This window comes from Serratia sp. CY47444 (assembly GCF_052168635.1).
Lineage (GTDB): Bacteria > Pseudomonadota > Gammaproteobacteria > Enterobacterales > Enterobacteriaceae > Serratia > Serratia bockelmannii.
On the sequence record NZ_JBJNMH010000029.1, the window covers coordinates 1 to 22294 of the forward strand.

General features: G+C 64.6%; 17 protein-coding genes. 8 read left to right on the top strand and 9 right to left on the bottom strand.

The annotated features are described in order from the left end of the window. Positions 1-566 precede the first annotated feature (566 nt). The 3 genes from ACJ8IL_RS23590 (at position 567) to ACJ8IL_RS23600 (ending at position 3062) form a co-directional block, all read left to right on the top strand. Positions 567-1346 carry an ABC transporter ATP-binding protein gene (locus ACJ8IL_RS23590; RefSeq protein WP_060434086.1) on the top strand — a complete coding sequence of 260 codons (780 nt, stop codon included), beginning with the start codon at positions 567-569 and terminating at the stop codon, positions 1344-1346. Between the two features lie 111 nt (positions 1347-1457). Next, positions 1458-2150, top strand: a complete 693-nt coding sequence (locus ACJ8IL_RS23595) for an MgtC/SapB family protein (RefSeq protein WP_197846598.1) — start codon at positions 1458-1460, stop codon at positions 2148-2150. A gap of 27 nt (positions 2151-2177) precedes the next feature. Then, positions 2178-3062, top strand: a complete 885-nt coding sequence (locus tag ACJ8IL_RS23600) for a LysR family transcriptional regulator (protein ID WP_147823106.1) — start codon at positions 2178-2180, stop codon at positions 3060-3062. Between the two features lie 4 nt (positions 3063-3066). Here ACJ8IL_RS23600 and sfnG read toward each other — a convergent pair whose 3' ends face one another. Beyond that, on the bottom strand, positions 3067-4161 hold the full coding sequence (gene sfnG / locus ACJ8IL_RS23605) for a dimethylsulfone monooxygenase SfnG (protein WP_025305137.1): 1095 nt from the start codon (positions 4159-4161) through the stop codon (positions 3067-3069). A 436-nt stretch (positions 4162-4597) separates the two neighbouring features. Here sfnG and ACJ8IL_RS23610 point away from each other — a divergent pair, with 436 nt between their 5' ends. From ACJ8IL_RS23610 to yjiA, 3 genes are all read left to right on the top strand, one after another. Next, positions 4598-6778 (top strand): carbon starvation CstA family protein, encoded by a 2181-nt coding sequence (locus ACJ8IL_RS23610; RefSeq protein WP_060443706.1) that lies wholly within the window; start codon positions 4598-4600, stop codon positions 6776-6778. Positions 6779-6996: 218 nt separating this feature from the next. Next, positions 6997-7200 (top strand): YbdD/YjiX family protein, encoded by a 204-nt coding sequence (locus ACJ8IL_RS23615; protein WP_004953088.1) that lies wholly within the window; start codon positions 6997-6999, stop codon positions 7198-7200. A 21-nt stretch (positions 7201-7221) separates the two neighbouring features. Continuing rightward, the gene (gene yjiA / locus ACJ8IL_RS23620) at positions 7222-8199 is read left to right on the top strand and encodes a GTPase (RefSeq protein WP_442516884.1); all 978 of its coding nucleotides are present in this window, start codon (positions 7222-7224) and stop codon (positions 8197-8199) included. 182 nt (positions 8200-8381) lie between these two features. On the opposite strand, the gene ACJ8IL_RS23625 is transcribed toward yjiA, so the two are convergent. The 8 genes from ACJ8IL_RS23625 to ACJ8IL_RS23660 form a co-directional block, all read right to left on the bottom strand. Then, positions 8382-9608 (bottom strand): RhtX/FptX family siderophore transporter, encoded by a 1227-nt coding sequence (locus ACJ8IL_RS23625; protein WP_442516885.1) that lies wholly within the window; start codon positions 9606-9608, stop codon positions 8382-8384. Between the two features lie 3 nt (positions 9609-9611). After that, the gene (locus ACJ8IL_RS23630; protein ID WP_442516886.1) at positions 9612-11033 is read right to left on the bottom strand and encodes a PepSY-associated TM helix domain-containing protein; all 1422 of its coding nucleotides are present in this window, start codon (positions 11031-11033) and stop codon (positions 9612-9614) included. Further along, positions 11030-11278, bottom strand: coding sequence for a hypothetical protein (locus tag ACJ8IL_RS23635; RefSeq protein ID WP_049279053.1), 249 nt, complete (start codon positions 11276-11278; stop codon positions 11030-11032). The genes ACJ8IL_RS23630 and ACJ8IL_RS23635 overlap by 4 nt, the downstream gene beginning before the upstream one ends. Next, entirely contained in the window at positions 11278-13416 is a 2139-nt protein-coding gene (locus ACJ8IL_RS23640; protein ID WP_197769267.1) for a TonB-dependent siderophore receptor, read from the bottom strand. Before ACJ8IL_RS23640 ends, ACJ8IL_RS23635 begins: the two co-directional genes overlap by 1 nt. An 87-nt stretch (positions 13417-13503) precedes the next feature. Continuing rightward, entirely contained in the window at positions 13504-15165 is a 1662-nt protein-coding gene (locus tag ACJ8IL_RS23645; protein WP_442516887.1) for an ATP-binding cassette domain-containing protein, read from the bottom strand. Further along, the gene (locus ACJ8IL_RS23650; protein ID WP_442516888.1) at positions 15155-16831 is read right to left on the bottom strand and encodes an ATP-binding cassette domain-containing protein; all 1677 of its coding nucleotides are present in this window, start codon (positions 16829-16831) and stop codon (positions 15155-15157) included. Before ACJ8IL_RS23650 ends, ACJ8IL_RS23645 begins: the two co-directional genes overlap by 11 nt. A 100-nt stretch (positions 16832-16931) precedes the next feature. Then, positions 16932-17810 (bottom strand): helix-turn-helix transcriptional regulator, encoded by an 879-nt coding sequence (locus ACJ8IL_RS23655; RefSeq protein ID WP_442516889.1) that lies wholly within the window; start codon positions 17808-17810, stop codon positions 16932-16934. 123 nt (positions 17811-17933) lie between these two features. Continuing rightward, positions 17934-18956, bottom strand: a complete 1023-nt coding sequence (locus tag ACJ8IL_RS23660) for a LacI family DNA-binding transcriptional regulator (protein WP_145956992.1) — start codon at positions 18954-18956, stop codon at positions 17934-17936. 284 nt (positions 18957-19240) lie between these two features. Here ACJ8IL_RS23660 and ascF point away from each other — a divergent pair, with 284 nt between their 5' ends. Together ascF and ACJ8IL_RS23670 are read left to right on the top strand one after the other, a co-directional pair. Beyond that, on the top strand, positions 19241-20683 hold the full coding sequence (gene ascF, locus ACJ8IL_RS23665; RefSeq protein ID WP_442516890.1) for a PTS cellobiose/arbutin/salicin transporter subunit IIBC: 1443 nt from the start codon (positions 19241-19243) through the stop codon (positions 20681-20683). 144 nt (positions 20684-20827) lie between these two features. Continuing rightward, complete coding sequence (locus ACJ8IL_RS23670; protein WP_442516891.1) at positions 20828-22258, top strand: 6-phospho-beta-glucosidase; 1431 nt, start codon at positions 20828-20830, stop codon at positions 22256-22258. Positions 22259-22294: the final 36 nt, after the last annotated feature.

Consider the following 22294-nt stretch of genomic DNA (forward strand, 5'->3'; position numbering starts at 1 on the left):
CGCGTTGCGGCCGGTTCATTATTTGTCTTGCGCCCGCCCTGTTATTCTCTCGTTTAATTCAGGTTTATATTTCCATAAAATAGCGCCTATATTCACTCTCATGATTTTCGTTGACGCCCCGTTTAATAAATAAAGAAAAACTTTCCCGCATTCATATTAAATTACATTTTGCCGCGATAATTCCGCCTAACCACATTGAATCACAGGCAATATCACGCGTATTATGGCCACACGAAAAATAACGGGGAAATGATATGGACGGCGACAGTTGGTTGTTTATTTTATTGTTGGAATCGCTGAGGTCACAGGAGCAATAGTCATCCCATTGCATCCTGAAAGTGTCAGGATATGCGTCAGTTACCACATCTCTTCGCTTTACCCCTTCAGCACATGGCCTCCGCGTACGCCGCTCCGGCGCGCCTGACAGGCTAATCCTTCCAGCATACGCTTATTAACAGTCCGATAACGCTCAGGATTATTTGCGCTCGCATTTATTTTACCCCTGCGCGGCGATAACTATCGGTCATTTTTCCATGCTCATATTTTTAATTGAGTGGAGAAACATCATGATGGTAAAAAAAACCACGTTGCTGACGGTTAATAACGTCAGCAAAAGCGTTCAGCCTACCGGTAAAGAAAAACGCCTGGTGCTGAATGAAATCAACCTGCGCCTCTACGATAACGAGGTCGTCAGCATTTTGGGGCAGTCCGGCTCGGGCAAATCCACCCTGCTGCGCATACTTTCCGGCCTGATCGCGCCGGATCTGGGCACCGTGATGCTGGGGGATAAAAAAGTCTCGGGGCCGAATCCGCAGATCAACATGGTGTTCCAGACCTTCGCCATTTTCCCGTGGCTGAACGTCTATCAAAATATCGCCTTCGGGCTGCAGGCGCAGGATCTGCCGCCGCAGGTGGTCGAAACCCAGACGCTGAAAATGCTCGATCTGGTCGGGCTCACGCCCTACCGCGACGCCTACCCGCGCGAGCTTTCCGGCGGCATGCGCCAGCGGGTCGGCTTTGCGCGCGCGCTGGCGGTAGAACCGATGCTGCTGTTGCTGGATGAGCCGTTTTCCGCGCTGGACGTCTATACCGGCGAACACCTGCGCAGCGATCTGCTGCGCATCTGGAGCTCGCGCCAGATCAAAACCCGCTCCATCGTGCTGGTGACCCACAGCGTAGAGGAAGCGGTGATGATGTCTGATCGCATCCTCCTGCTGGGCGCCGGCACCCTCGACGGCTGCTATCACATCGCGCAGCGCCGCGAGACGCGCACCCGCGAGGGGATGCAGCCGCTGACGGACAAAATCAGCGAGACGCTCAGCCGGCAGATCGCCGCCGCGCACTGAGCGCCGCCCTGGCCTGGCGGGACGGATCCCGCCAACTTAACTACCTGTTTATCAAGAGTCACCCCACCACGGGTGGCTCATGATAAGCGGATAATACATCGAGTTATTATCATGCATTTCATTCATACACTGCTGACGCTGCTGACCGCGTCCGTCCTGGGCGCCGCCATCGGCTACGAAAGACAATTCCGCCAGCGCACCGCCGGGCTACGCACCAATACGCTGGTGGCCACCAGCGCGGCGATCTTCGTCCACCTGGCCATGACCATCGACGGCAGCGGCGGCGCGGTGCGCGTCATCTCCTACGTGGTCTCCGGCGTCGGCTTTCTCGGCGCCGGGGCCATCATGAAAGAAGGGATGAACATCCGCGGCCTGAACACCGCCGCCACGCTCTGGGGCTCCGCGGCGGTCGGCGCCTGCGCCGGCTGCGGCCTGTACGGCGATGCGCTAGCCGCCACGCTGTTCGTGCTCGCCGCCAACCCCCTGCTGCGCCCTCTGGTCAATATGGTCAACAAACAGCCCTTCAATGACGTTAACGGCGAATCCACCTACCAGATTTGTGTCATTGCCTTCGAGCATGAACAGCGTGAAGCGCTGGCCAAATTCAAACAGGTGCTGCAAGGAGAAAACTGCTTTATCTCGCATCTGGATATCGAACCCTTTGGCGACGACGACGTGGAGATCACCGCCACGCTGATGCCGGCCTCCGTCACCACGCCGGTGCTCGACCAGACCATCAATAAACTGCTGAACGACAGCATGATGAAACAGGCCTATTACAGCCGCATCGCCGGCTCCGGCTAATGCCGTTCACTTCCAGGGAGATCCACCATGAAAACCATGCCAAAACTGGCTCATCTGACGATGTTCAAAGACATCGTTCACTGCGGAAGTTTGCACGATGCCGCGAAAAAACTGGCCGTCTCGCAACCGACGCTAAGCCGGGTGCTCAAAGAGCTGGAAATGTCCATCGGCGCGCGGCTGCTGGAGCGCAGCAACCGCGGCGTGCGCCTGACGGCGGTCGGCGAGCTATTTTACCGGCGGATAGACGCCGCCACCAATCAGTTGCTCAGCGCGTTTGACGAGCTGCGCGGCATGAGCGCCGGCGGCGAGAAGCGCCTGCGGGTGGGGATGAGCGTCGATCCGCTGCTGTGCTACCTGCCCCAGGTGCTCGAAGGCTTCAACCGCCGCTACCCGCATACCCGGGTGACGGTGGTGGAAGACGGCCCGGAAGGCCTGCTCGCCCGGCTGAGAAACTGTGAGCTGGATTTGGCGGTCAGCAGCCTGAACGGCGCGGCGGGCGGCGCCGATCTGGCCATGCAGGCGCTGAAGAGCGAGCGCTTCTCGCTCTATCAAGGGGGCGACCTGACCGGCGCCGGGCAGCCGCCGGCCGAAGCCAAATGGGTGGTGCCGCGCTCCTGCTCGGTGGGGCATGCCGCCATCCGCGAGATCGCCGAGCGTTACACGCCGCACGGCCAGATCGTCGAGACCGACTCCTTTCTGGCGACCTGGTGCCTGGTCAGGCAGCAGGGCTATATCGCGCTGCTGAGCGATCGGGTGGTCGCGCACTACGCCCCGCAGCTGCACCTGCAGAAAATCCCGACGCACGAGATCGACATCAGCGCGCGCTTTTACGTCTTTACCCGCCATGAGCCGGCCACGCCGCCGCTCAGCGCCGCCTTTATCCACCTGCTGCAAACCCTGCAAACGGGTTGAACGCTCAGGCCGCCGCCCGCTGGCGCTCCAGTTCGCGCACCAGCGGGATCACTTCGCGGCCGAAGTACTCCACCTCTTCCTGGAAGTGCAGAAACGCCAGCAACAGCAGATCCACCCCGGCGTCTTTCAACGCGATGATGCGCTCGGCGATCTGCTGCGGCGTGCCGATGAGGTTGGTTTTAAACCCGTCGTTATACTGCACCAAATCTTCGAAGGTGGACTTGGCCCAGTTGCCCTCGCCCTCGGGCGAGGCCGCCCCGGCGTTTTTCACCTCGTGCCCGAAGCCCTGCACCGCCTCCGGGTTGGCGTGATCGATGATCTCCTGCAGCACCGCCTGCGCCGCCTGTTCGCTCTCGCGGGCGATGACGAAACCGTTCACCCCCACCTTCACCCGATGGTGATTGGCCTGCGCCTTGCTCTGGATGTCCTCCACCTGCCGGCGAATGCCCTCCACGCTGTTGCCATTGGTGAAATACCAGTCCGAGACCCGCGCCGCCATGTCGCGCGCCGCGCGTGAGCTGCCGCCCTGGAAAATTTCCGGCAACGGCGCCAGCGGCTTCGGCTTCAGCGAGTAGTCGCGGAAACGGTAGAAATCGCCGGCGAAGGTGAAGCTGGGTTCAGTCCAGATGCCGCGCAGGCAGCGGATAAACTCTTCCGAACGCAGGTAGCGCTCCTCATGATCCAGCCACGGCTCGCCGATGGCCTTGAACTCGCCGCGGAACCAGCCGCTGACAATGTTCACCGCAATGCGCGCGTTGGAAAGATGGCTGATGGTGGCGATCTGTTTGGCCGCCAGCGTGGGGTTCCACGGCCCCGGCAGCAGCGCGGCGATCACTTTCAGTTTCTCGGTGGCGTCCAACAGGGCCTGTGAGAACGACACCGATTCGTGCTGGTTTTCCGCGCCGTAACCGGCGGTGAAGCGGATCTGGGTAAGCGCGTAGTCGAAACCGGCGCGCTCGGCGATCTGCGCCAGCTTGCGGTTATAACCGATGTCCCAACCGGTGCGCTGCGGGATATTGCTGATCACCAGGCCGCCGGAAACGTTCGGCACCCAGTAGGCGAACTGAATCGGCTGCTGCGAGTGGTTTGCTGCTGACATGCTTCTCTCCCTCTGACCGTCGGCGCCGTTATGCGGCGCGCATATAACCATTATTGACTTACAAATATTGAAAACATTGTTTTGGTTATAAAACCGATAGCAGGATGTGTGCCAACCGCCGCATTAAGGCATCTGGCTGAAAAACCGGGCGTTTAAAGCCAGCGAGTTCGGGCGGGTGCTGCATTGGCAACAGCGGCTGACGGGCGGCTGTTGGTTATGCAACAAACCGCTTACCCCGCCAATCCAACCGTTCACCCGGCGGATCTGACCGCTGACCGAAATACGCCTGTCTTCCCCCCTTACCCCCGGCGATGATGAGCTGTTCCTAAACCCGCCTTACCTCGGGAAAGACGCTACGGCTCACCGCGCCACTCTGACATCTCTTACAAGCGGATGAGTTCATTCATATTTTGCAGACTGGAATTAAGGATACCTCATGAAACGAGAGGGGATTTTAAAGCACATTCCGTGGATGCTGCTGGGGATACTCGGCGCAGCCTGCCTCGGCGTGGTGGCGCTGCGCCGCGGCGAACACATCAGCGCGCTGTGGATCGTCGTCGCTTCGGTGGCGGTGTATCTGGTGGCCTACCGCTACTACAGCCTGTACATCGCCACCAAGGTGATGAAGCTGGACGCCGGCCGCGCCACCCCGGCGGTGGTCAACAACGACGGCCTGAACTACGTGCCGACCAACAAGAACGTGCTGTTCGGCCACCACTTTGCCGCCATCGCCGGCGCCGGGCCGCTGGTGGGGCCGGTGCTGGCCGCGCAGGTCGGCTACCTGCCCGGTACGCTGTGGCTGCTGGGCGGCGTGGTGCTGGCGGGGGCGGTGCAGGACTTTATGGTGCTGTTCATCTCCTCGCGCCGCAACGGCGCCTCGCTCGGTGAGATCATCAAAAAAGAGATGGGGCCGATACCGGGCACCATCGCGCTGTTCGGCTGCTTCCTGATCATGATCATCATCCTGGCGGTGCTGGCGCTGATCGTGGTGAAAGCGCTGGCGGAAAGCCCGTGGGGCGTGTTTACCGTCTGCTCCACCGTGCCAATCGCGCTGTTTATGGGCATCTACATGCGCTATCTGCGCCCCGGCCGCGTGGGTGAAGTGTCAGTCATCGGCATCGTGCTGCTGGTAGCCGCCATCTGGTTCGGCGGCGTGGTGGCGCACGACCCGTACTGGGGCCCGGCGCTGACCTTTAAAGACACCACCATCACCTTCACGCTGATCGGCTACGCCTTTGTCTCCGCCCTGCTGCCGGTATGGCTGATCCTGGCACCGCGCGACTACCTGGCCACCTTCCTGAAAATCGGCGTAATCGTCGGGCTGGCGATCGGCATCGTGATCCTCAACCCTGAGCTGAAAATGCCGGCGGTGACCCAGTTCGTCGACGGCACCGGCCCGGTGTGGAAAGGCACGCTGTTCCCGTTCTTGTTCATCACCATCGCCTGCGGCGCGGTCTCCGGCTTCCACGCGCTGATCGCCTCCGGCACCACGCCGAAACTGCTGGCCAATGAGACCGACGCGCGCTTTATCGGCTACGGCGCGATGCTGATGGAGTCCTTCGTCGCCATCATGGCGCTGGTGGCGGCTTCCATCATCGAGCCGGGCCTGTACTTCGCCATGAATACCCCGCCGGCGGCGCTGGGCATCACCATGCCGGATCTGCACCGCCTGGGCACCGAAGACGCACCGATGATCATGGCTTCGCTGAAGGACGTGACCGTGCACGCGGCGGCGGCGGTCAGCTCCTGGGGCTTCGTCATCAGCCCGGAACAGATCCTGCAGACCGCCACCGACATCGGCGAACCTTCGGTGCTGAACCGCGCCGGCGGCGCGCCAACGCTGGCGGTGGGCATCGCCCACGTGTTCCACCAGATCATTCCGGGCGCCAACATGGGCTTCTGGTATCACTTCGGCATTCTGTTCGAGGCGCTGTTCATCCTGACCGCGCTGGACGCCGGCACCCGCTCCGGCCGCTTTATGCTGCAGGATCTGCTGGGCAACTTCGTGCCGTTCCTGAAGAAAACCGACTCGCTGGTGGCCGGCATCGTCGGCACGGCCGGCTGCGTCGGGCTGTGGGGCTACCTGCTGTACCAGGGCGTGGTGGATCCGCTCGGCGGCGTGAAGAGCCTGTGGCCGCTGTTCGGCATCTCCAACCAGATGCTGGCCGCCGTGGCGCTGGTGCTGGGCACCGTGGTGCTGATTAAGATGAAACGCACCCAATACATCTGGGTGACCGTGCTGCCGGCGGTGTGGCTGCTGATCTGCACCACCTACGCGCTGGGGCTGAAGCTGTTCAGCGACAACCCGCAGCTGGAAGGCTTCTTCTTCCTGGCCGGCGAGTACAAACGCAAGATCGCCGAAGGCGGCGCCGAGCTGAGCGCCCAGCAGATCGCCAACATGAACCACATCGTGGTGAACAACTACACCAACGCCGGGCTGAGCATTCTGTTCCTGCTGGTGGTGTACAGCATCATCTTCTACGGGGTGAAAACCGCGCTGGCGGCGCACAAGAACCCGAAACGCACCGACCAGGAAACGCCTTACGTGCCGGTGCCGCAGGCCGCGCCCGCCGACGGCGTAACTGAGGGGGAGGTCAAAGTTTCGACCCAGCATTGATGTGATTTAACGGATACCCTGCATAATAAACGTTAAGTAGTACCCAAAGCCGCACAGCCTGTGCATCGCAAGATGCCAGGCGTGCGGCGCGATGCAATCGAGATACCCGGGGCGACCCGGAGGTGGGGCATCCCTGCGGGAACCCCATCCCCCGGCTTCCCCTAATATCAGGCTAAAGCAAACGCTGTAGTGATGCAGGGTAGAGTTGGAGAAGGCTTATGTTCGGAAATCTCGGCCAGGCGGGGAAGTATCTCGGGCAGGCGGCACGCATGTTGGTGGGCGTGCCTGACTACGATACCTACGTCCAGCACATGAAAGACAACCACCCGGACAAGCCGGTGATGACCTATAAAGAATTTTTCCGCGAGCGCCAGCAAGCGCGCTACGGCGGCGACGGCAAAGGCGGCATGCGCTGCTGTTAACCCGCAGTCACAAGGACCCGTATGAAACCCATTGCAGTCACCATCCTGACCGGCTTTTTGGGCGCCGGCAAAACCACCCTGCTGCGCCACATCCTGAACGCCGAACACGGCTATAAAATCGCGGTCATCGAGAACGAGTTCGGCGAAGTGCCGATCGACGACGCGCTGATCGGCGATCGCGCCAGCCGCATCACCACCCTGAGCAACGGCTGCATCTGCTGCAGCAAATCCAACGAGCTGGCGGACGCGCTGCTGGATCTGCTGGACGGCGTCGACAGCGGCCAGCTGGCGTTCGATCGGCTGATCATCGAATGCACCGGCATGGCCGATCCCGGCCCGATTACCCAGACCTTTTTCTCGCACGAGATCCTGTGCGAGCGCTTCCTGCTGGACGGCATCATCACCCTGGTGGACGCGGCGCACGCCGACCAACAGCTGAGCCAGTTCAGCATCGCCCAGGCGCAGGTGGGCTACGCCGACCGCCTCCTGCTGACCAAAACCGACGTGGCGCCGGACTGCGAGGCGCTGATCCAGCGGCTGCAGCGGATGAACGCCCGCGCGCCGGTGTACAAGGTGACGCACGGCGACATCGATCTGAGCGTGCTGTTCGACATCGAAGGCTTTACGCTGAACGACAAACTGAACCTGACGCCGCCCGCCCCGCTGTTCCGCCGCATCCCGCAGCCGCAGAGCGACATCCGCTCAATTGTCGTGACGCTGGAACGCCCGCTGCCGCTGATGCAAATCTCCGACGTGATGGAAGGCCTGCTGCTGGAATACGCCGATAACCTGCTGCGCTACAAAGGCATTCTGTCTATCGAAGACGAGCCGCGCCGCCTGCTGTTCCAGGGCGTGCAGCGGCTGTATAACGCCGACTGGGATCGGGAGTGGCTGCCTGAGGAAGAACGCAAGAGCACGCTGGTGTTTATCGGCGTGGATCTGCCGGAGGAGGAGATCCGGGAGCGGATTGGGGGGCTGGGAGCGCAAAGATCCCAATGAAATAAAAAGGGCAGAACATCTTTCATTCTAACTAAGCATCGAAGACGTCCTCAGTTACCTCGCCCCCTTCTGAAAATACGGCCCGGCCGCCACCGAGCCACGCTGGCTCTGGCCGGCCGGGAAGCTGGAGCATTTCGCGGTTAAACATCGAGGCCGGGCTTAACCGGCCCCAGCGATCGCCTCTACTCTTCTTGCCGCTGCGCCCCCGCATGGCGCCGGTAGTTGGCCAGGTTGATGCCCAGCAGCAGCACGGCCAGCGCGGCCGCCAACCCGAAGGAGAAACGGTAACCGAGGCTGGCGGTCATCCCCACCATCAGCATATTGCTGACCATTTCCCCGATATCGCGCGAGCTTTGCACCATGGTCATGTCAGTGCCCGCCTGATCGCCCTGCGCGGCGAACTGCATGCCGGCAGTCATGATAGCGACCGAGGTCACGCCGGAAGCCAGCGCGCCGCCCATCACCGCGGCGATCACGCCACCGGATTGCAGGCCCCAGTTGGCCATCGCCAGCCAGCATAACGCGGCGCCCAGCGCGCAACCCAGGCCGACCGCGAACGCCTTCCACACCCCCAGCCGGCTCACCAGCCAGGCGCCGCCGCCGCACCCGAGCACCAGCGTCACCATGCCGCCGGCCATGCCGATCTGGCCGACCTGCGCCGGCGTCCAACCGTGATCGGTTAAAAACAGCTTGGCCAACCCGAAGCCGGATACCGCGGTCACCGCCGACAGCAGCGTAAGCGTCAGCAACCGCGCCGCGCCGCGACGGCGCAGCGTGCGCAGCAGGCTGGCCGGACGCGAAGCGGCGCGTTCGGGCGGCAGATCGGCGTGTTGCCGGAAGCGGCCAATCGCCAGCAGGCTGGCGGCAGGGAAGATCGCCATCGCCAGCAGCGCACCCTGCACGCCGACTCTGGCGCTCAGCATCATCATGCCCGCCCCGCCGACGAAGAAGCCGCTCATCACCCCGGCGATTTGAATGGCATTGACGCGCGACAGCAACTCACCGCTGACGTGTTCCGCCGCCATGCCGTCGGTGGCGATATCCTGCGTAGCGCTGGCCAGCGACGCGACGGCCAGCAGCGCGACGCACAGCCCTGCCGCCGCTGCGGAAATGCCGACCGCGCTGAGCAGGATCAGGCACAGCGTCACCACGCACTGCAGCGGAATAATCCAACTGCGGCGGCGTCCGAAGCGTGGAGACCAGTGATTATCCACCAGCGGCGCCCAAAGAAACTTCACCACCCAGGGCAACCCCACCAGCGGCAAAAACGCCAGCGCCTGCAGGCTGGCGCCGTCATGGCGCAGCAGGGTCGGCAACGCATCCATGGCGATGCCGATCGGGATGCCCTGACTAAAATAGAGCAGCCCCAGGGTCAGCACCAGATGCCGATGTTGCAATAGTTGTCGCATGTTTTACTCCAATTGGCGCGGCCAGGCGCCGCGCGATTGCCATAACAAGGCGCCGGCGGCGAACAGGGCCGCGCTGACCAACAATAAAGCGCTATCCAGCCAGTACAGGCCGGGGCCGGCGCTGAGCATATGGCCGAGCGCCGCCGCCAGCAGCGCCGTGCCGCCGACCATTCCGCTGCCGAACAAGAGCCACCCCGGCCAAACCCGCCACGCCGACAGCGCCACCGCGCCCCACATTCCCCAAAACAGCCAGGCGGCAGGGAACGCCGCCAGCGGCCGGGCGGCCAACAGCAAACTTCCCGCCACCGTCAGACCGCAGCAGACGCCGGTGATAAAGCGCGCGGCACGGCGCTGCGGCTGCCGCAGGCACCACAACCCCAGCCCGCTCAGCGCCAGCGTCGCCGCGCCGAACCCGGCCAGAAAATGCAATGCGCTCACCGCCGCCGCCGCCCGCGGCAACCAGGCGTATTGGCCATAGTGCAGCGGCTGAACGGCGATGAACGCGCGCGTCCATGGCCCCTGACGAGCGGCGCTGCGCCGCATCAGCGCCGGCTGCTCGCCGCTGCCGAAACGAAATTGCTCGAACAGCGCGCTGCTGGGAATGCCGCGGGTGACGCCGCCCACCGCCAGCAGTGCGCCATCCGGCGCGCGCTGCAGGGTTTGCGGCGTAAATTCCGGCGCCTGGCGCCGCAGCGCCGCCAGCGTCTGCGCGGGAGTACGCCCGGCGTCAGGCATCGGCGGCGCGGGCTGCGCGCCGCCCATCAGCTGCGCCATCACCCGCTGTGGCGCACCGGGGCTGACGCGGTCGGCCAGCAGCACCGTACCGAGCGCGCCGAGGCCGGACAGCGCGCCGGTCAAAGCGAACATCACCAGCCACGGATAGCACCAAAGCCCCAACAGATTGTGCAGATCGAACAGCAGCACCCGCAGCCCCTGACGCCGCCGCAGCTGCAACAGCTGGCGCAGCCGTCGGCCATGCAGCGCAATCCCGCTGATCAGCAACACAGTGAACGCAATGCCGAACAGGCTGAGAAACACCCGACCGGGAAAGCCGAGAAACAGGTTCTTGTGCATCGTCACCAACAGCGTGGTCGGCGCCGTCAGGCTGATCGGCCGCCCGCTGACGGCGCTCAGCGCAAGGGCGCAGTCGTCCGGAGCGCGGCAAAAGCGAATCACCGGATAACGCGCGCTCGGCAGTATGACGTAAGGCGCCGCGCCGTCTTCACCGTAGGCTTTCGCGTCGTCCAGCAGCTGCGCCAACGGCCGTTGCTCGCCGCTCATCGTCACGCCGTTCCACCACAGCGTGAAGCTGTCGCCGGCCAGGCTCCAGCAGCCGGTGAACAGGATCACGAACAGCGCGCAGCCGAACAGCGCGCCGCAGCCCCGATGCAGCGCCGCCAACGCCCGTCGCGCGACGGCGTTCATCGCCACGCCTCCAGCAACGCCAGCGGCAGCGGCCACCACAGCCAGGCGCGCAGCAGCGTGCGACGCCAGTCCGGCGCCAGCAGGCTATACGTCAGCAACGCGATGCCGCCGAACAGCGCCAGAAACAGCGCGCCGTAAAGCCGATCGAGCGGGTCGGCCGAGGGGTAGCCGCGCGCCAACAGCAGCGCCAGGGTAACGCCCCCCATGGCGCTGCCGAGGCACGCCGCCCATACGCGCGGGCTCATCAGAACTCGGCCTTGACGGTGAACATCAGGTTGCGCGGTTCACCGTAACGGTTGTTCCACTGCGGCGAGAACAGCCCGGCGTAGTAACGGCGATCGAACAGGTTGTTGACGTTGAGCGCCGCCGACCAGGTCTCGTCGATGCGATACCCCAGCCGGGCGTTGACCAGCGCATAGCCGCCCTGACGCAGCGTCGTCGCGCCGTTGGCGCTGCTGAACGCGCTCTGCGCCTGGATGCCGCCGCCGATGCTCCACTTGCGCTGATCCCACGGCAGATCGTAATCGCTCCACAGCCGCAGCATATGACGCGGCGTCAGGCTGTTGTAGGCGCGCCCCTGGTTGCTGACGTCGCGGGTGTAGCGCGTGTCGGTATAGGTGTAGCCGAGCGTGACGTCCCACCAGGGCGTGAGATAGCCGCGCCCTTCCAGTTCGAAGCCTTCGCTGCGCGCCTTGCCGCCGCTGATGTACCAGGTATCGAAACCGCCGCCCGGATGATCGGGGTCCACCTGCGGATTGTTCTCCAGATCGATGCGGAACGCCGCCGCCGAGAGGTTGAGCGCGCCGTGCATCAGCGACGCCTTCACCCCGCTTTCCAGCGTGCGGCCTTCAACCGGCTTCAGCATCTGCCCGCTCCAGGTTTTGCCGGTCTGTGGCTGGAACACCGTGGCGTAGCTGGCATACCACGACCAGTCTTCGGCGAAGTCCCAGATCAGGCCGCCGTAGGGCGTCAGGCGCGCGTTCTCCTCCAGGCTGTCGCTGGGTGAACGCAGCTGCCACCAGCTCTCACGCGCGCCCGCCACCAGCGTCAGCGGTTCCGCCAGTTTGATGCGGCCCATGCCGTACACCCCGCGCTGAATGGTTTTGGTCGATCCCGGCGAACCGTAGGCACCGATCGCCGGCTTCGGCACGCCGTGCGGATCCCAGCGATAGACGTTAACCGGCACCTGAAACGCCGGATCTAACTGCGCGGTGAACTGCTCCTCTTCGGCATGGGTGTAGCTGGCGCCGACGATCAGCTCGTGCTGTCGTCCCCAGGCGTCGATCTTGCCGTTCAGGCTGGCATCCAGCCCCAGCTGCCGGTTGCGGAAACGATAGGCGCCCCCCATCAGCGCCGCGCCGTCGCCGGTGGCCGGATCGACGTTGCCCCAGGCGCCGGCATACAGCAGCCGCGACTTGGCATACAGATAATCGCTGCTCAGCTTGAGCTGCCAGGCGTCGTTCAGCCGCTGCTCCACGGCGGCGAACAGCCGCGTGGTGTCCCATTTGAAGCGATCCCAGTCCACGTCCAGATAGGTGCTGCGCGGCAGGTGCAGATCGCTGCCGTCTTTCCCCATCGGCACCCCGGCCATGTTGGTGACGGAATCGATGGTCTGGTACTGCGCGCCGACGCGCAGCAACGTGTCCGGCGTCAGATCGGCATCGACGGTGGCGTACAGCAAACGGGTTTTCTGATCCGAGACGCGATAGAAATAATCGCGGTCTTCCCATGCCATCACCGCCCGGCCGCGTACGCTGCCCGAGGCGTTCAGCGGGCCGCCCACGTCCGCTTCACCGCGATACTGGTTCCAGCTGCCGGCGCTGGCGGTAAACTGCGCGCGGTTTTGCGCCAGCCCGTGCTTGCGCACCATGTTGACCGTGGCCGCCGGGTTGCCGAGCCCGTGCAGCAGGCCGTTGGAGCCGCGCAGGATCTCCACCCGCTCGTACACCGCCATGTCCTGCGGCGAGCTGGCGGTATTGCCCAGCAGCGTCGGCACGCCGTCCAGTTCGAACGAATCGATCTTGAAGCCGCGCGCATACCACGCGGTGGTCAGCAACACGAAGGGGGCGCTGGTGACGCCGGTGGCGCGCGTCATCACCGCGTCCAGCGAAGTGAGGTTCTGTTGGTCCATCTGCTGGCGATCGATCACGCTGACCGACTGGGCCACTTCACGCGGTTTCAGCGGGATTTTCCCCAGCGTGGTGACGCCGGGAGCCACATAGTCATCCCGGGCCGCCGCGCCGGCGGTCACGGTGAGGGTATCTTCTTTTACGTCCGTTTTGGCCGGCGCATCCTGCGCCAGCGCCCCGGTGCCGCACAGCGCGCACAGCAACGCGCCGCGGCGCGTCGCGGCCGCCACTGGTGAGAGGTGAATGAGTCGCATGTTTTTCCCTGGTTGTTATTGTTAAATGATAATCGTTATCAATCTAACAAAACGGCCGCCGCGACTTTTTCGATTGCCGGAGTTTCTCTATCGATCGCCGGTCATTTTCGCCTGGCAGAAACGGGCGAACCATCCCCCCGCCTCGCGCAGCGCATCCGGGCTGCCCGCCGCCGTCAGCCGCCCGCCTTCCAGCACCCACACCCGATCCGCCCGACAGGCCAACGCGGGATCGTGGGTGACGACAACCCGCGTGCCGGGCCAGCCGGCCAGCAGGGCCGCCACGCGATCGGCGTTGCGCCGATCCAGACTGGCGCCCGGTTCATCCAACAGCAGCCGGGGAGCCCCCTGCAGCAGCGTGCGCGCCAGGCACAGCCGCTGCTTCTGCCCGCCGGAGAAACGATCGCCGTCGCTGCCGACCTCTTCTTCCAGCACGTCGGGCGGCAGATCCAGCGCCGCCAACAGCGCCAGCAGACGCTCATCGCCGATATCCGTTCGCCCCTGGGTCAGATTCCAGCGCACGCTGCCGCGCAGCAGGCGATTGTCTTGCCACATCACGCCGCGCCCACTCGCCAATTGCCGCGCCGACAGCGCGCGCACGTCACGGCCGCCGTAGAACACCCGCCCCGCCGTCGGATCCTGCGTGCGCGCCATCAGGCTCAGCAGGCTGCTTTTGCCGGCGCCCGAAGGGCCGACGATCGCCAACATCTCTCCGGCGGCACAGGCTCCGCCTATCTCCCGCAACCGCCAACCGCCGTGCGCCGCCGCCAGGCTCAGCGCCTCAAGCGCGATGCCGTCGTCCTGCGGCGCCGGGCCGTCCCGCTCCGGCAACGGCAGCGCGGGCGCCGCCAGCGTCTGGCGCAGTTGGCCCCAGCCGTTCTTCAACTGACGCAGCGCCTGATCGAGGTGAGAAAGCTGAAGCAGCGGCTCCAACGAGCGGGCCAGAACAATCATCAGCGCCAGCCATTGGGCGGCGTTCAGGCGCTGCGCCAACACCTCATGGGCGCCGAACCACAATGCCGCCAACAGCGTCAGCTGCAACCCGGCGCTGAACAGCAGATGATACGGCAGGCTTTGGCGCAGCAGCGCGGCATGCGCTCGATGATGGCTATCCAACCGCTGCGTCAGCGCTTCGGCGGCGGCGGCCTGCCCGTAGCCGAAGCGCAGCAATGCCTGATGACGGGCAAACTGCATCAGCGCCCCTTCGATATTCTGGTTGGCCTCCCCCAGCTCCCGCTCTCGCCGGTGCAGCCGGACCGCCGAACCGCGCAACACCAGCGCCAACAGCACGCCGGCCGCCAGCAACGCCAGCGCCATTCCCAGGCTCTGCCAGGCCAGCCCGGCGACCAGCGTCAACGGCGTGACGATCGCGCCAACCAGCGGCGCCAGCAGGTGCGCCGGCGCCGACATCGCCTGGCCGATCGCCCCGGTCAACAGGCCCGGCGTCTGCTCCTGCGGCGACAGCGCGCGCGGCAGACGGCGGAACAGCGCCCGCAGCAACGCGTTCATCACCGCGCCGCCGGCGAAGAAACCGCGGGTGGCCGCCGCATACTGCACCGCCAGCGCGAGGGGCGTGGCCAGCGCCAGCAACCCTAACCAATGGCCGGGATTTTGCCGCCAGCTCGCCACCGCCGCCGCCAGCAGCAAGGCGCAGACGCCCTCCAGCGCGGCGGCCAACGCCATCAACAGCAGCGCCGGGGCTAGCGCCGGGGCTAGCGCCGGGGCTAGCGCCTGCGCCAGCTCACGCTTCATCGTCCACCTCCCGGCGCTCGGCCAACGCCGCCAGCAGCGCCGGATGTTGCGCCAGCGCGGCGGGCGTGCCGACCGCCAGCAACCGCCCCTCCGCCAGCACCGCCACCCGATCGGCGCGGCGGCACAGTTCCGCGTCGTGCGTTGCCACCAGCCGAGTGGCGGGCAGCTGCGCCAGCGCCGTCAGGATGCGTTCGCGACTCTGCCGATCCTGCGCCGAAGTCGGTTCGTCGGCCAACAGCAGCGGCCGCCGCGCCAGCAACGCCCGGGCAATGGCGAGACGCTGCGCCTCCCCGCCGGAAAGCGACGGCGCCTCATCCAACCGCTCCTGCAAACGCTCCGCCAGCCCCAGCGCGGCCAGCACGCGCCGCAGCTGCGCCGCCTCCGCCCCGGCGGCGAACAGCGTCAGGTTGTCGCGCAGCGACATCGCCGGCGGCGCATGCTCCTGCGGCACCACGGCCACCATCTGATTGAATGCCTGCGCCGAAAACGCGTCGGCGGGCACGCCGTTGAGCGATACCGTTCCGCTATCCGGCTCGCTATAACGAGCGATCAACCGCAGCAGCGTGCTTTTACCGCTGCCCGACGCCCCGACAATCGCCAGCCATTCCCCCGGTTCGACGGCCAGATTGACGCCCTGCAACAACCAGCGTTCGTCCTGTCGGCAACCGAGATCGCTCAGCCGCAGCGCCGCCCCCTGCGGCGCCGAAGCGATCGCCGAGCGCTCTCCCCAGCGTATTTCGGGATGCGCCAGCAGCGCCCGAATGCGGCCGGCGGCCAGCGTCGCCGCGCGCAATGCATCGCCGCCGTGCCCCATCGCCATCACCGGTTGCGACACGCTGCGCAACAGCAACACGAACAGCGCCAGCTCCGCCAGCGTGAGATCGGGCGCCAGCCAGCGGGCGCCGAGCAACAGCCAGCCGGCCGACAGCGCGGCGCTGAGCAGCAATTGGGTCACGGCGCCGAGCGCGCCGATACGCCGCAGCCAGCGGTGAAAGGCGGCGAGAAAGTCCCGCAGGCTCTGCCGGGCGCGCGCTTCGATGCCCGCACCGGGAAACTGGCGCGCCAACAGCGGATGCGCCGCCAGCTGCCGATAATCGTCGTTCAACTGCCGAAACGCCCGATCGCGTTGTTCAAACGCCGGCCGCAGGCGCGGCGAACGGATGACGCGAAACAGCAGCGCGGCCGCCAGCAAAGGTATCAGCGCGAACAGCAGCAGCGGCCACTGCACCGCCGCCAGCAGCGCCAGCGCGCAGCCGGGCACGACGGCCAGCTGCACCAGTTCCGCCGGCGCATGGGCCACCAGCTGATGCAGCGCCTGAATGTCCTGCGACAGCGCCCGGGCGGCGCCGCTCTCGCCCTGTCGCACAAACCAGTTCAGCGGCAGGCGTGCCAGCTTGGCGGCCAATTGGCTGCGCAGCCGGTGGCACAAACGCGCGTCAAGCAGATGAGTCAGATGCAGCGCCAGCGTTTGGGCGAACAGCCACAGCGCCAGGCCACCGGCGGCGACGCCGAGCCAGAAGGGATAGGCCGCCGGTGCGGCGTCCACCAGCCGGGCGATCGCCAGCCAGGGAAACAGCGAGCTGACGCCGGCCAGCGCCTGCAGCGCCAGCGCGGAATACAACATGATGCGGAAAGGACGCGTCAGCGCCCGCAGGTCACTCAGCATGAGATCCTCCACGGCAAAGGCGCCTACTGTAGCCACAAGCGGCGGGCGCCTTCATCCGCAAAGGCTTTCGTCGGCGGGACTTTTTCTTTCGATTGCGTGGCTAACGCTTTTTGACGTCGCAGGGCATGACGCCAAAACGCTTGCGGAAAGCGACGGAGAAGTGCGCCGGCGTATAACCCACCTGCCAGGCGACGGTGGAAACGTGCAGATCCTGCTCGCTCAGCAAGCGCCAGGCGGTTTGCAGCCGGTGCTCCTGCAGCAGGCCGAACACGCTGGCGCCAAACAGCTGGCGGAACCCTTGCGTGAGTTTGCGGGTATTCAACCCGGCGCGTTGCGCCAGTCGATCCAGGCTCGGCGGCTGCTCCATCTCCGCCAACAGGATTTCACGCGCCAGCTGCAGGCGCGCCACGTCCCGCGCAGCCAGGCGCACGCCAACAGACGGCGCGGCGGCGCTGCGGTTCCAGCATTGATGCAGGCAATGCGCCGCCAGTTCGTTGGCCTTGGCGCTGAACCACAGCCCGCGCTGAGACTCGTGCAACGGGCAGGCGAACAGCTGCCGGGCCTGGCCAATCAGCGCTGCCGGCGCCGCCAGCGGCACCAACTGCGCATGCCGCCGCCCATCGAGGCCGGGCGGCAGGCGGACATCGTTCTGTTCCAGCCAGGCGGCGGAGAACTGCATCAGGGTGTAATCGAGCGGTTCGCCGGCCTGGAACAGGTTGTTCAACACGAAGTCGTCCCGCCCGGCGGCCAGCAACAGCGAAGGGCCGTTCAGCTCCACCTGCAGCCCCGCTCCGCTTTCACAGCGCAGACGCCCGCGGCGGATCACCACGATCTTCAGGCCCGCGCGGTGGGGTTCATCCAGCTCGATATCGACGTCGGCGGCCAACACGCCGCGCCGCGCGCGCAGCATGTCCGACAGCGCATAGTCCTGCGCTTGCTGATGATATTCCTGCAGTAACCGTTGAGGGGACGTAGACATGTTCGCCCTGCCTGTGAGTGATGACGCCGACCGTCGGCGAGGTTTTTGATAGTGATTCTCATTAGCAATATAAGGCCGGCCGACGGGTTTGTCTATTGAGGCGATGGATGAAAAATCGGCAGATCAGTTACCAACCCAATACGGCCCCGCCGCCACCGACTCGCGCTCGATCAGGCTGGCCGGGAAACTGGGGCGCTTGCTCAGCTCGCCGCCGTCCAGCATCGACAGCAGGCGGTTGATGGTCTCCTGGATCATCTCGGTGACCGGCATCTTCATGCTCGACAGCGATGGCACGGTATAGGGCGCCAGCGGGATGTCGTCAAAGCCGATGACCGATACCGCCTCCGGCACCGCCACGCCGCGCTCCGCCAGCCGCTTCATCGCGCCGATGGCCATCTCGTCGTTGCCGGCGACGATGGCGCTGAACGGCTGCCCGCCGGCCAGCAGCGCATCGACCGCCGCCACGCCGCTTTGCGCGTGCCATTTTCCTTCGACGATCAACGCCTCGTTAACCGCAATGCCCTGCTGCGCCAGCGCGGACTTGTAGCCGGAAAGCCGCTCCAGCCCGGTGGGGGAATCGAGCGAGCCGGTGATAAAAGCGATGTCGCGATGGCCGCGCGCGATCAGGTGCGCCACCGCCGCCGCGCCGGCGGCGTGCTGATCGCTGAAGATGCAGTAGCTGTCGTTCAGCCGCAGCCGCCGGTTGATCACCAGAATCGGCTGGCGGTGTTGGGAGACGATCTCGTCCATTTCCGCGATCGACAGAAAACGCGGATAGATAATCACCCCGTCGCAGCGCAGATCCAGCAAAAACTGAATGGCGGCCCGCTCCTCTTCGGCGGTGTGCTTGCCGTCCGCCAGGATCAGTTGGCGGCCGTTCGCCTCCATGATGCGCGCCGACTGCGCCATCAGTTCGCTGAAATAGTTGCCGCTGTAGAGAGTGTTGGTGACCACCAGACCGAGGGTTTGGGTGGTGTTGGTCGCCAGGCTGCGCGCCAGCAGGTTGGGCCGATAGCCGGTTTCCGCAATGGCTTTATCCACCAACGCGCGTTTCTCCTCGCTGACATAGCCGCTGCCGGACAAAACGCGCGACACCGTCGCCTTTGAAACGCCGGCCTTTTTCGCCACCTCGAGTATCGTTGCCATCTGTGCGCCGCCAAAATCCATGGGTTCAGCGCAGTCTACCCAAGACGCCCGGCGTTTGGAACGTTTTCACGCCCCTGCACATCGGTATGCGCTTACCTCTGACGATCCAGATCACGAAAACGAAACGCCAAAAATCATAGTTCTTGCCAACAACAAAACACCAATACATGATTTTGTGAAACCGGTTTCTTATGGGCGTTTCATACAGATGGAACGACGGATCGCCCAGGCAGTAAATATTCGCCTTTGGGCTATCCGAATTGCTATCTGAGAGACGACACGCCATGCCGAAGAACTACGCAGAGATCTCGCACGCCATCGTGGCCGCCCTGGGCGGCACGGGCAATATCGAGGCCGTGACCCACTGCATGACCCGCCTGAGATTCGTGGTGAAAGACAAAGCGCGGATCGACACGCCGGCGCTGAAGGCCATCGACGGCGTGCTGGGCGTGGTGCACAGCGGCGAGCAGTGCCAGGTGATCATCGGCAACGAGGTGGCCAAGGCCTATCAGGCGGTGCTGGCGCTCGGCATGCCGGGCGCGGCGGCCCCCGCCGCCCCGGTGAAGCGCAAGCTCACCCTGAAGGGCATCGGCGCCGGCATTCTCGACGCGCTGGTGGGCACCATGTCGCCCCTGATCCCCGCCATCATCGGCGGCTCGATGGTGAAGCTGCTGGCGATGATCCTGGACATGGCCGGGGTATTCGAGAAAGGCTCCTCGACCCTCGTCATCCTCAACGTGATCGGCGACGGCGCGTTCTTCTTCCTGCCGGTGATGGTCGCCGCCTCGGCGGCGCTGAAGTTCAAAACCAACATGTCATTGGCGATCGCCATCGCCGGGGTGCTGGTGCATCCCAACTTTATCGATCTGATGGCCAAGGCGGCGCAGGGCCAGGCGGTGGAATTCGCCTTCATCCCGGTGACGGCGGTGAAATACACCTACACGGTGATCCCGGCGCTGGTGATGACCTGGATCCTGTCGCACATCGAACGTGGGGTGGATCGCATCACCCCGGCGGTGACCAAGAACTTCCTCAAGCCGATGCTGATCGTGCTGATCGCCGCGCCGATCGCCATTCTGCTTATCGGCCCGCTCGGCATCTGGATCGGCAGCGGCATCTCTGCGCTGGTCTACACCGTGCACGGCTACCTGGGCTGGCTCTCCGTGGCCATCATGGGGGCGATTTGGCCGCTGCTGGTGATCACCGGCATGCACCGGGTGTTTACCCCAACCATCATCCAGACCATCGCCGAGACCGGCAAAGAAGGCATGGTGATGCCTTCGGAGATCGGCGCCAACCTGTCGCTGGGCGGCGCTTCGCTGGCGGTGGCGCTGAAAACCAAGAACCGCGAGCTGCGCCAGACCGCGCTGGCCGCCGCGGCCTCCGCCATCGTGGCGGGGATTTCCGAACCTGCACTGTACGGCGTGGCGGTGCGCCTGAAGCGGCCGCTGGTCGCCAGCCTGATCAGCGGCTTCGTCTGCGGCGCGGTCGCCGGCATCGGCGGGTTGGCCAGCCATTCGATGGCCTCGCCCGGGCTGTTCACCAGCGTGCAGTTTTTCGATCCGGCCAACCCGATGAGCATCGTGTGGGTGGTGGCGGTGATGGCGCTCTCGGTGGTGCTGTCGTTCGCGCTCACGCTGATGCTGGGCTTCGAGGATCTGCCGGAAAACGCCGCCGCGCCCGGCCAAACCGCACCGGCGGCGAACGCCGCCAGCGCAACGCATTAACGTATATTTATACCCTAAATAGTTGGAGCGGCATCAAGGCGGCAAGAGAGCGAATCCCGATGAGCTTACACAAGTAAGTGATTCGGGTGAGTGAACGCAGCCAACACGGATGCAGCTTCAAGTATGACGGGTATTGAGGATTGCATGTCTGACTCAACATTCCCTAAAGGATTTTTATGGGGCGGCGCTTTAGCCGCCAACCAGGCGGAAGGCGGCTATCGCGAGGGCGGCAAAGGGCTGACCACCGTCGATATGCTCCCGCACGGCCCGCACCGCATGGCGGTCAAACTCGGGCTGGAGAAGCGCTTTAGCCTGCGCGACGACGAGTTTTACCCCAGCCACGACGCCATCGATTTCTACCATCGCTACCGCGACGACATCGCGCTGATGGCGGAGATGGGCTTTACCGTGTTCCGCACCTCCATCGCCTGGAGCCGGATTTACCCCAACGGCGACGAGCTGACGCCCAACCCCGAGGGCATCGCCTTCTACCGCAGCCTGTTCGAAGAGTGCCGCCAATACGGCATCGAGCCACTGGTGACCCTGTGCCACTTCGACGTGCCGATGCACCTGGTGACCGAATACGGCTCCTGGCGCAGCCGCAAGATGGTGGAGTTCTTCACCCACTACGCCCGCACCTGCTTCGAAGCCTTCGACGGACTGGTGAAATACTGGCTGACCTTCAACGAGATCAACATCCTGCTGCACAGCCCGTTCTCCGGCGCGGGGCTGGTGTTTGAAGCGGACGAGAACCCCGAACAGGTGAAATACCAGGCCGCGCACCACGAACTGGTGGCCAGCGCGCTGGCGACGCGCATCGCCCACGAAGTGAACCCCGCCAACCAGGTGGGCTGCATGCTGGCCGGCGGCAACTTCTACCCGTGGTCCAGCAAGCCGGAAGACGTGTGGGCCGCGCTGGAGAAAGACCGCGAGAATCTGTTCTTTATCGACGTGCAGGCGCGCGGCGCTTACCCCTCCTACGCCGCCCGCGTCTTTCGCGAGAAAGGCGTGAGCATCGCGATGGCGCCGGAAGACGCCGACATCCTGAAACACACCGTCGACTTCGTCTCCTTCAGCTACTACGCCTCGCGCTGCGCCTCCGCCGACATGAACGACAACAACAGCAGCGCCGCCAACGTGGTGAAATCGCTGGCGAACCCGCACCTGCCGCGCAGCGACTGGGGCTGGGGCATCGATCCGCTGGGGCTGCGCATCACCATGAACATGATGTACGACCGCTACCAAAAGCCGCTGTTCCTGGTGGAAAACGGCCTGGGCGCGCACGATGAGTTCAATGCAGCAGGCGAAATTGAGGACGACTACCGCATCAGCTACCTGCGCGAACACATCCGCGCCATGGCCGACGCCATCGCCGACGGCGTGCCGGTGCTGGGTTACACCACCTGGGGCTGCATCGACCTGGTGGCCGCCTCGACTGGCGAAATGAGCAAACGCTACGGCTTTGTCTACGTCGACCGCGACGACCAGGGCAACGGCACCCTCGCCCGCACCCGCAAGAAATCGTTCTGGTGGTATAAGAAAGTGATTGCCAGCAACGGGGGGGATTTGGGGTAGGTTTGGGTCGGAGGCTAGGAGGGTTGGGCGCTGGTG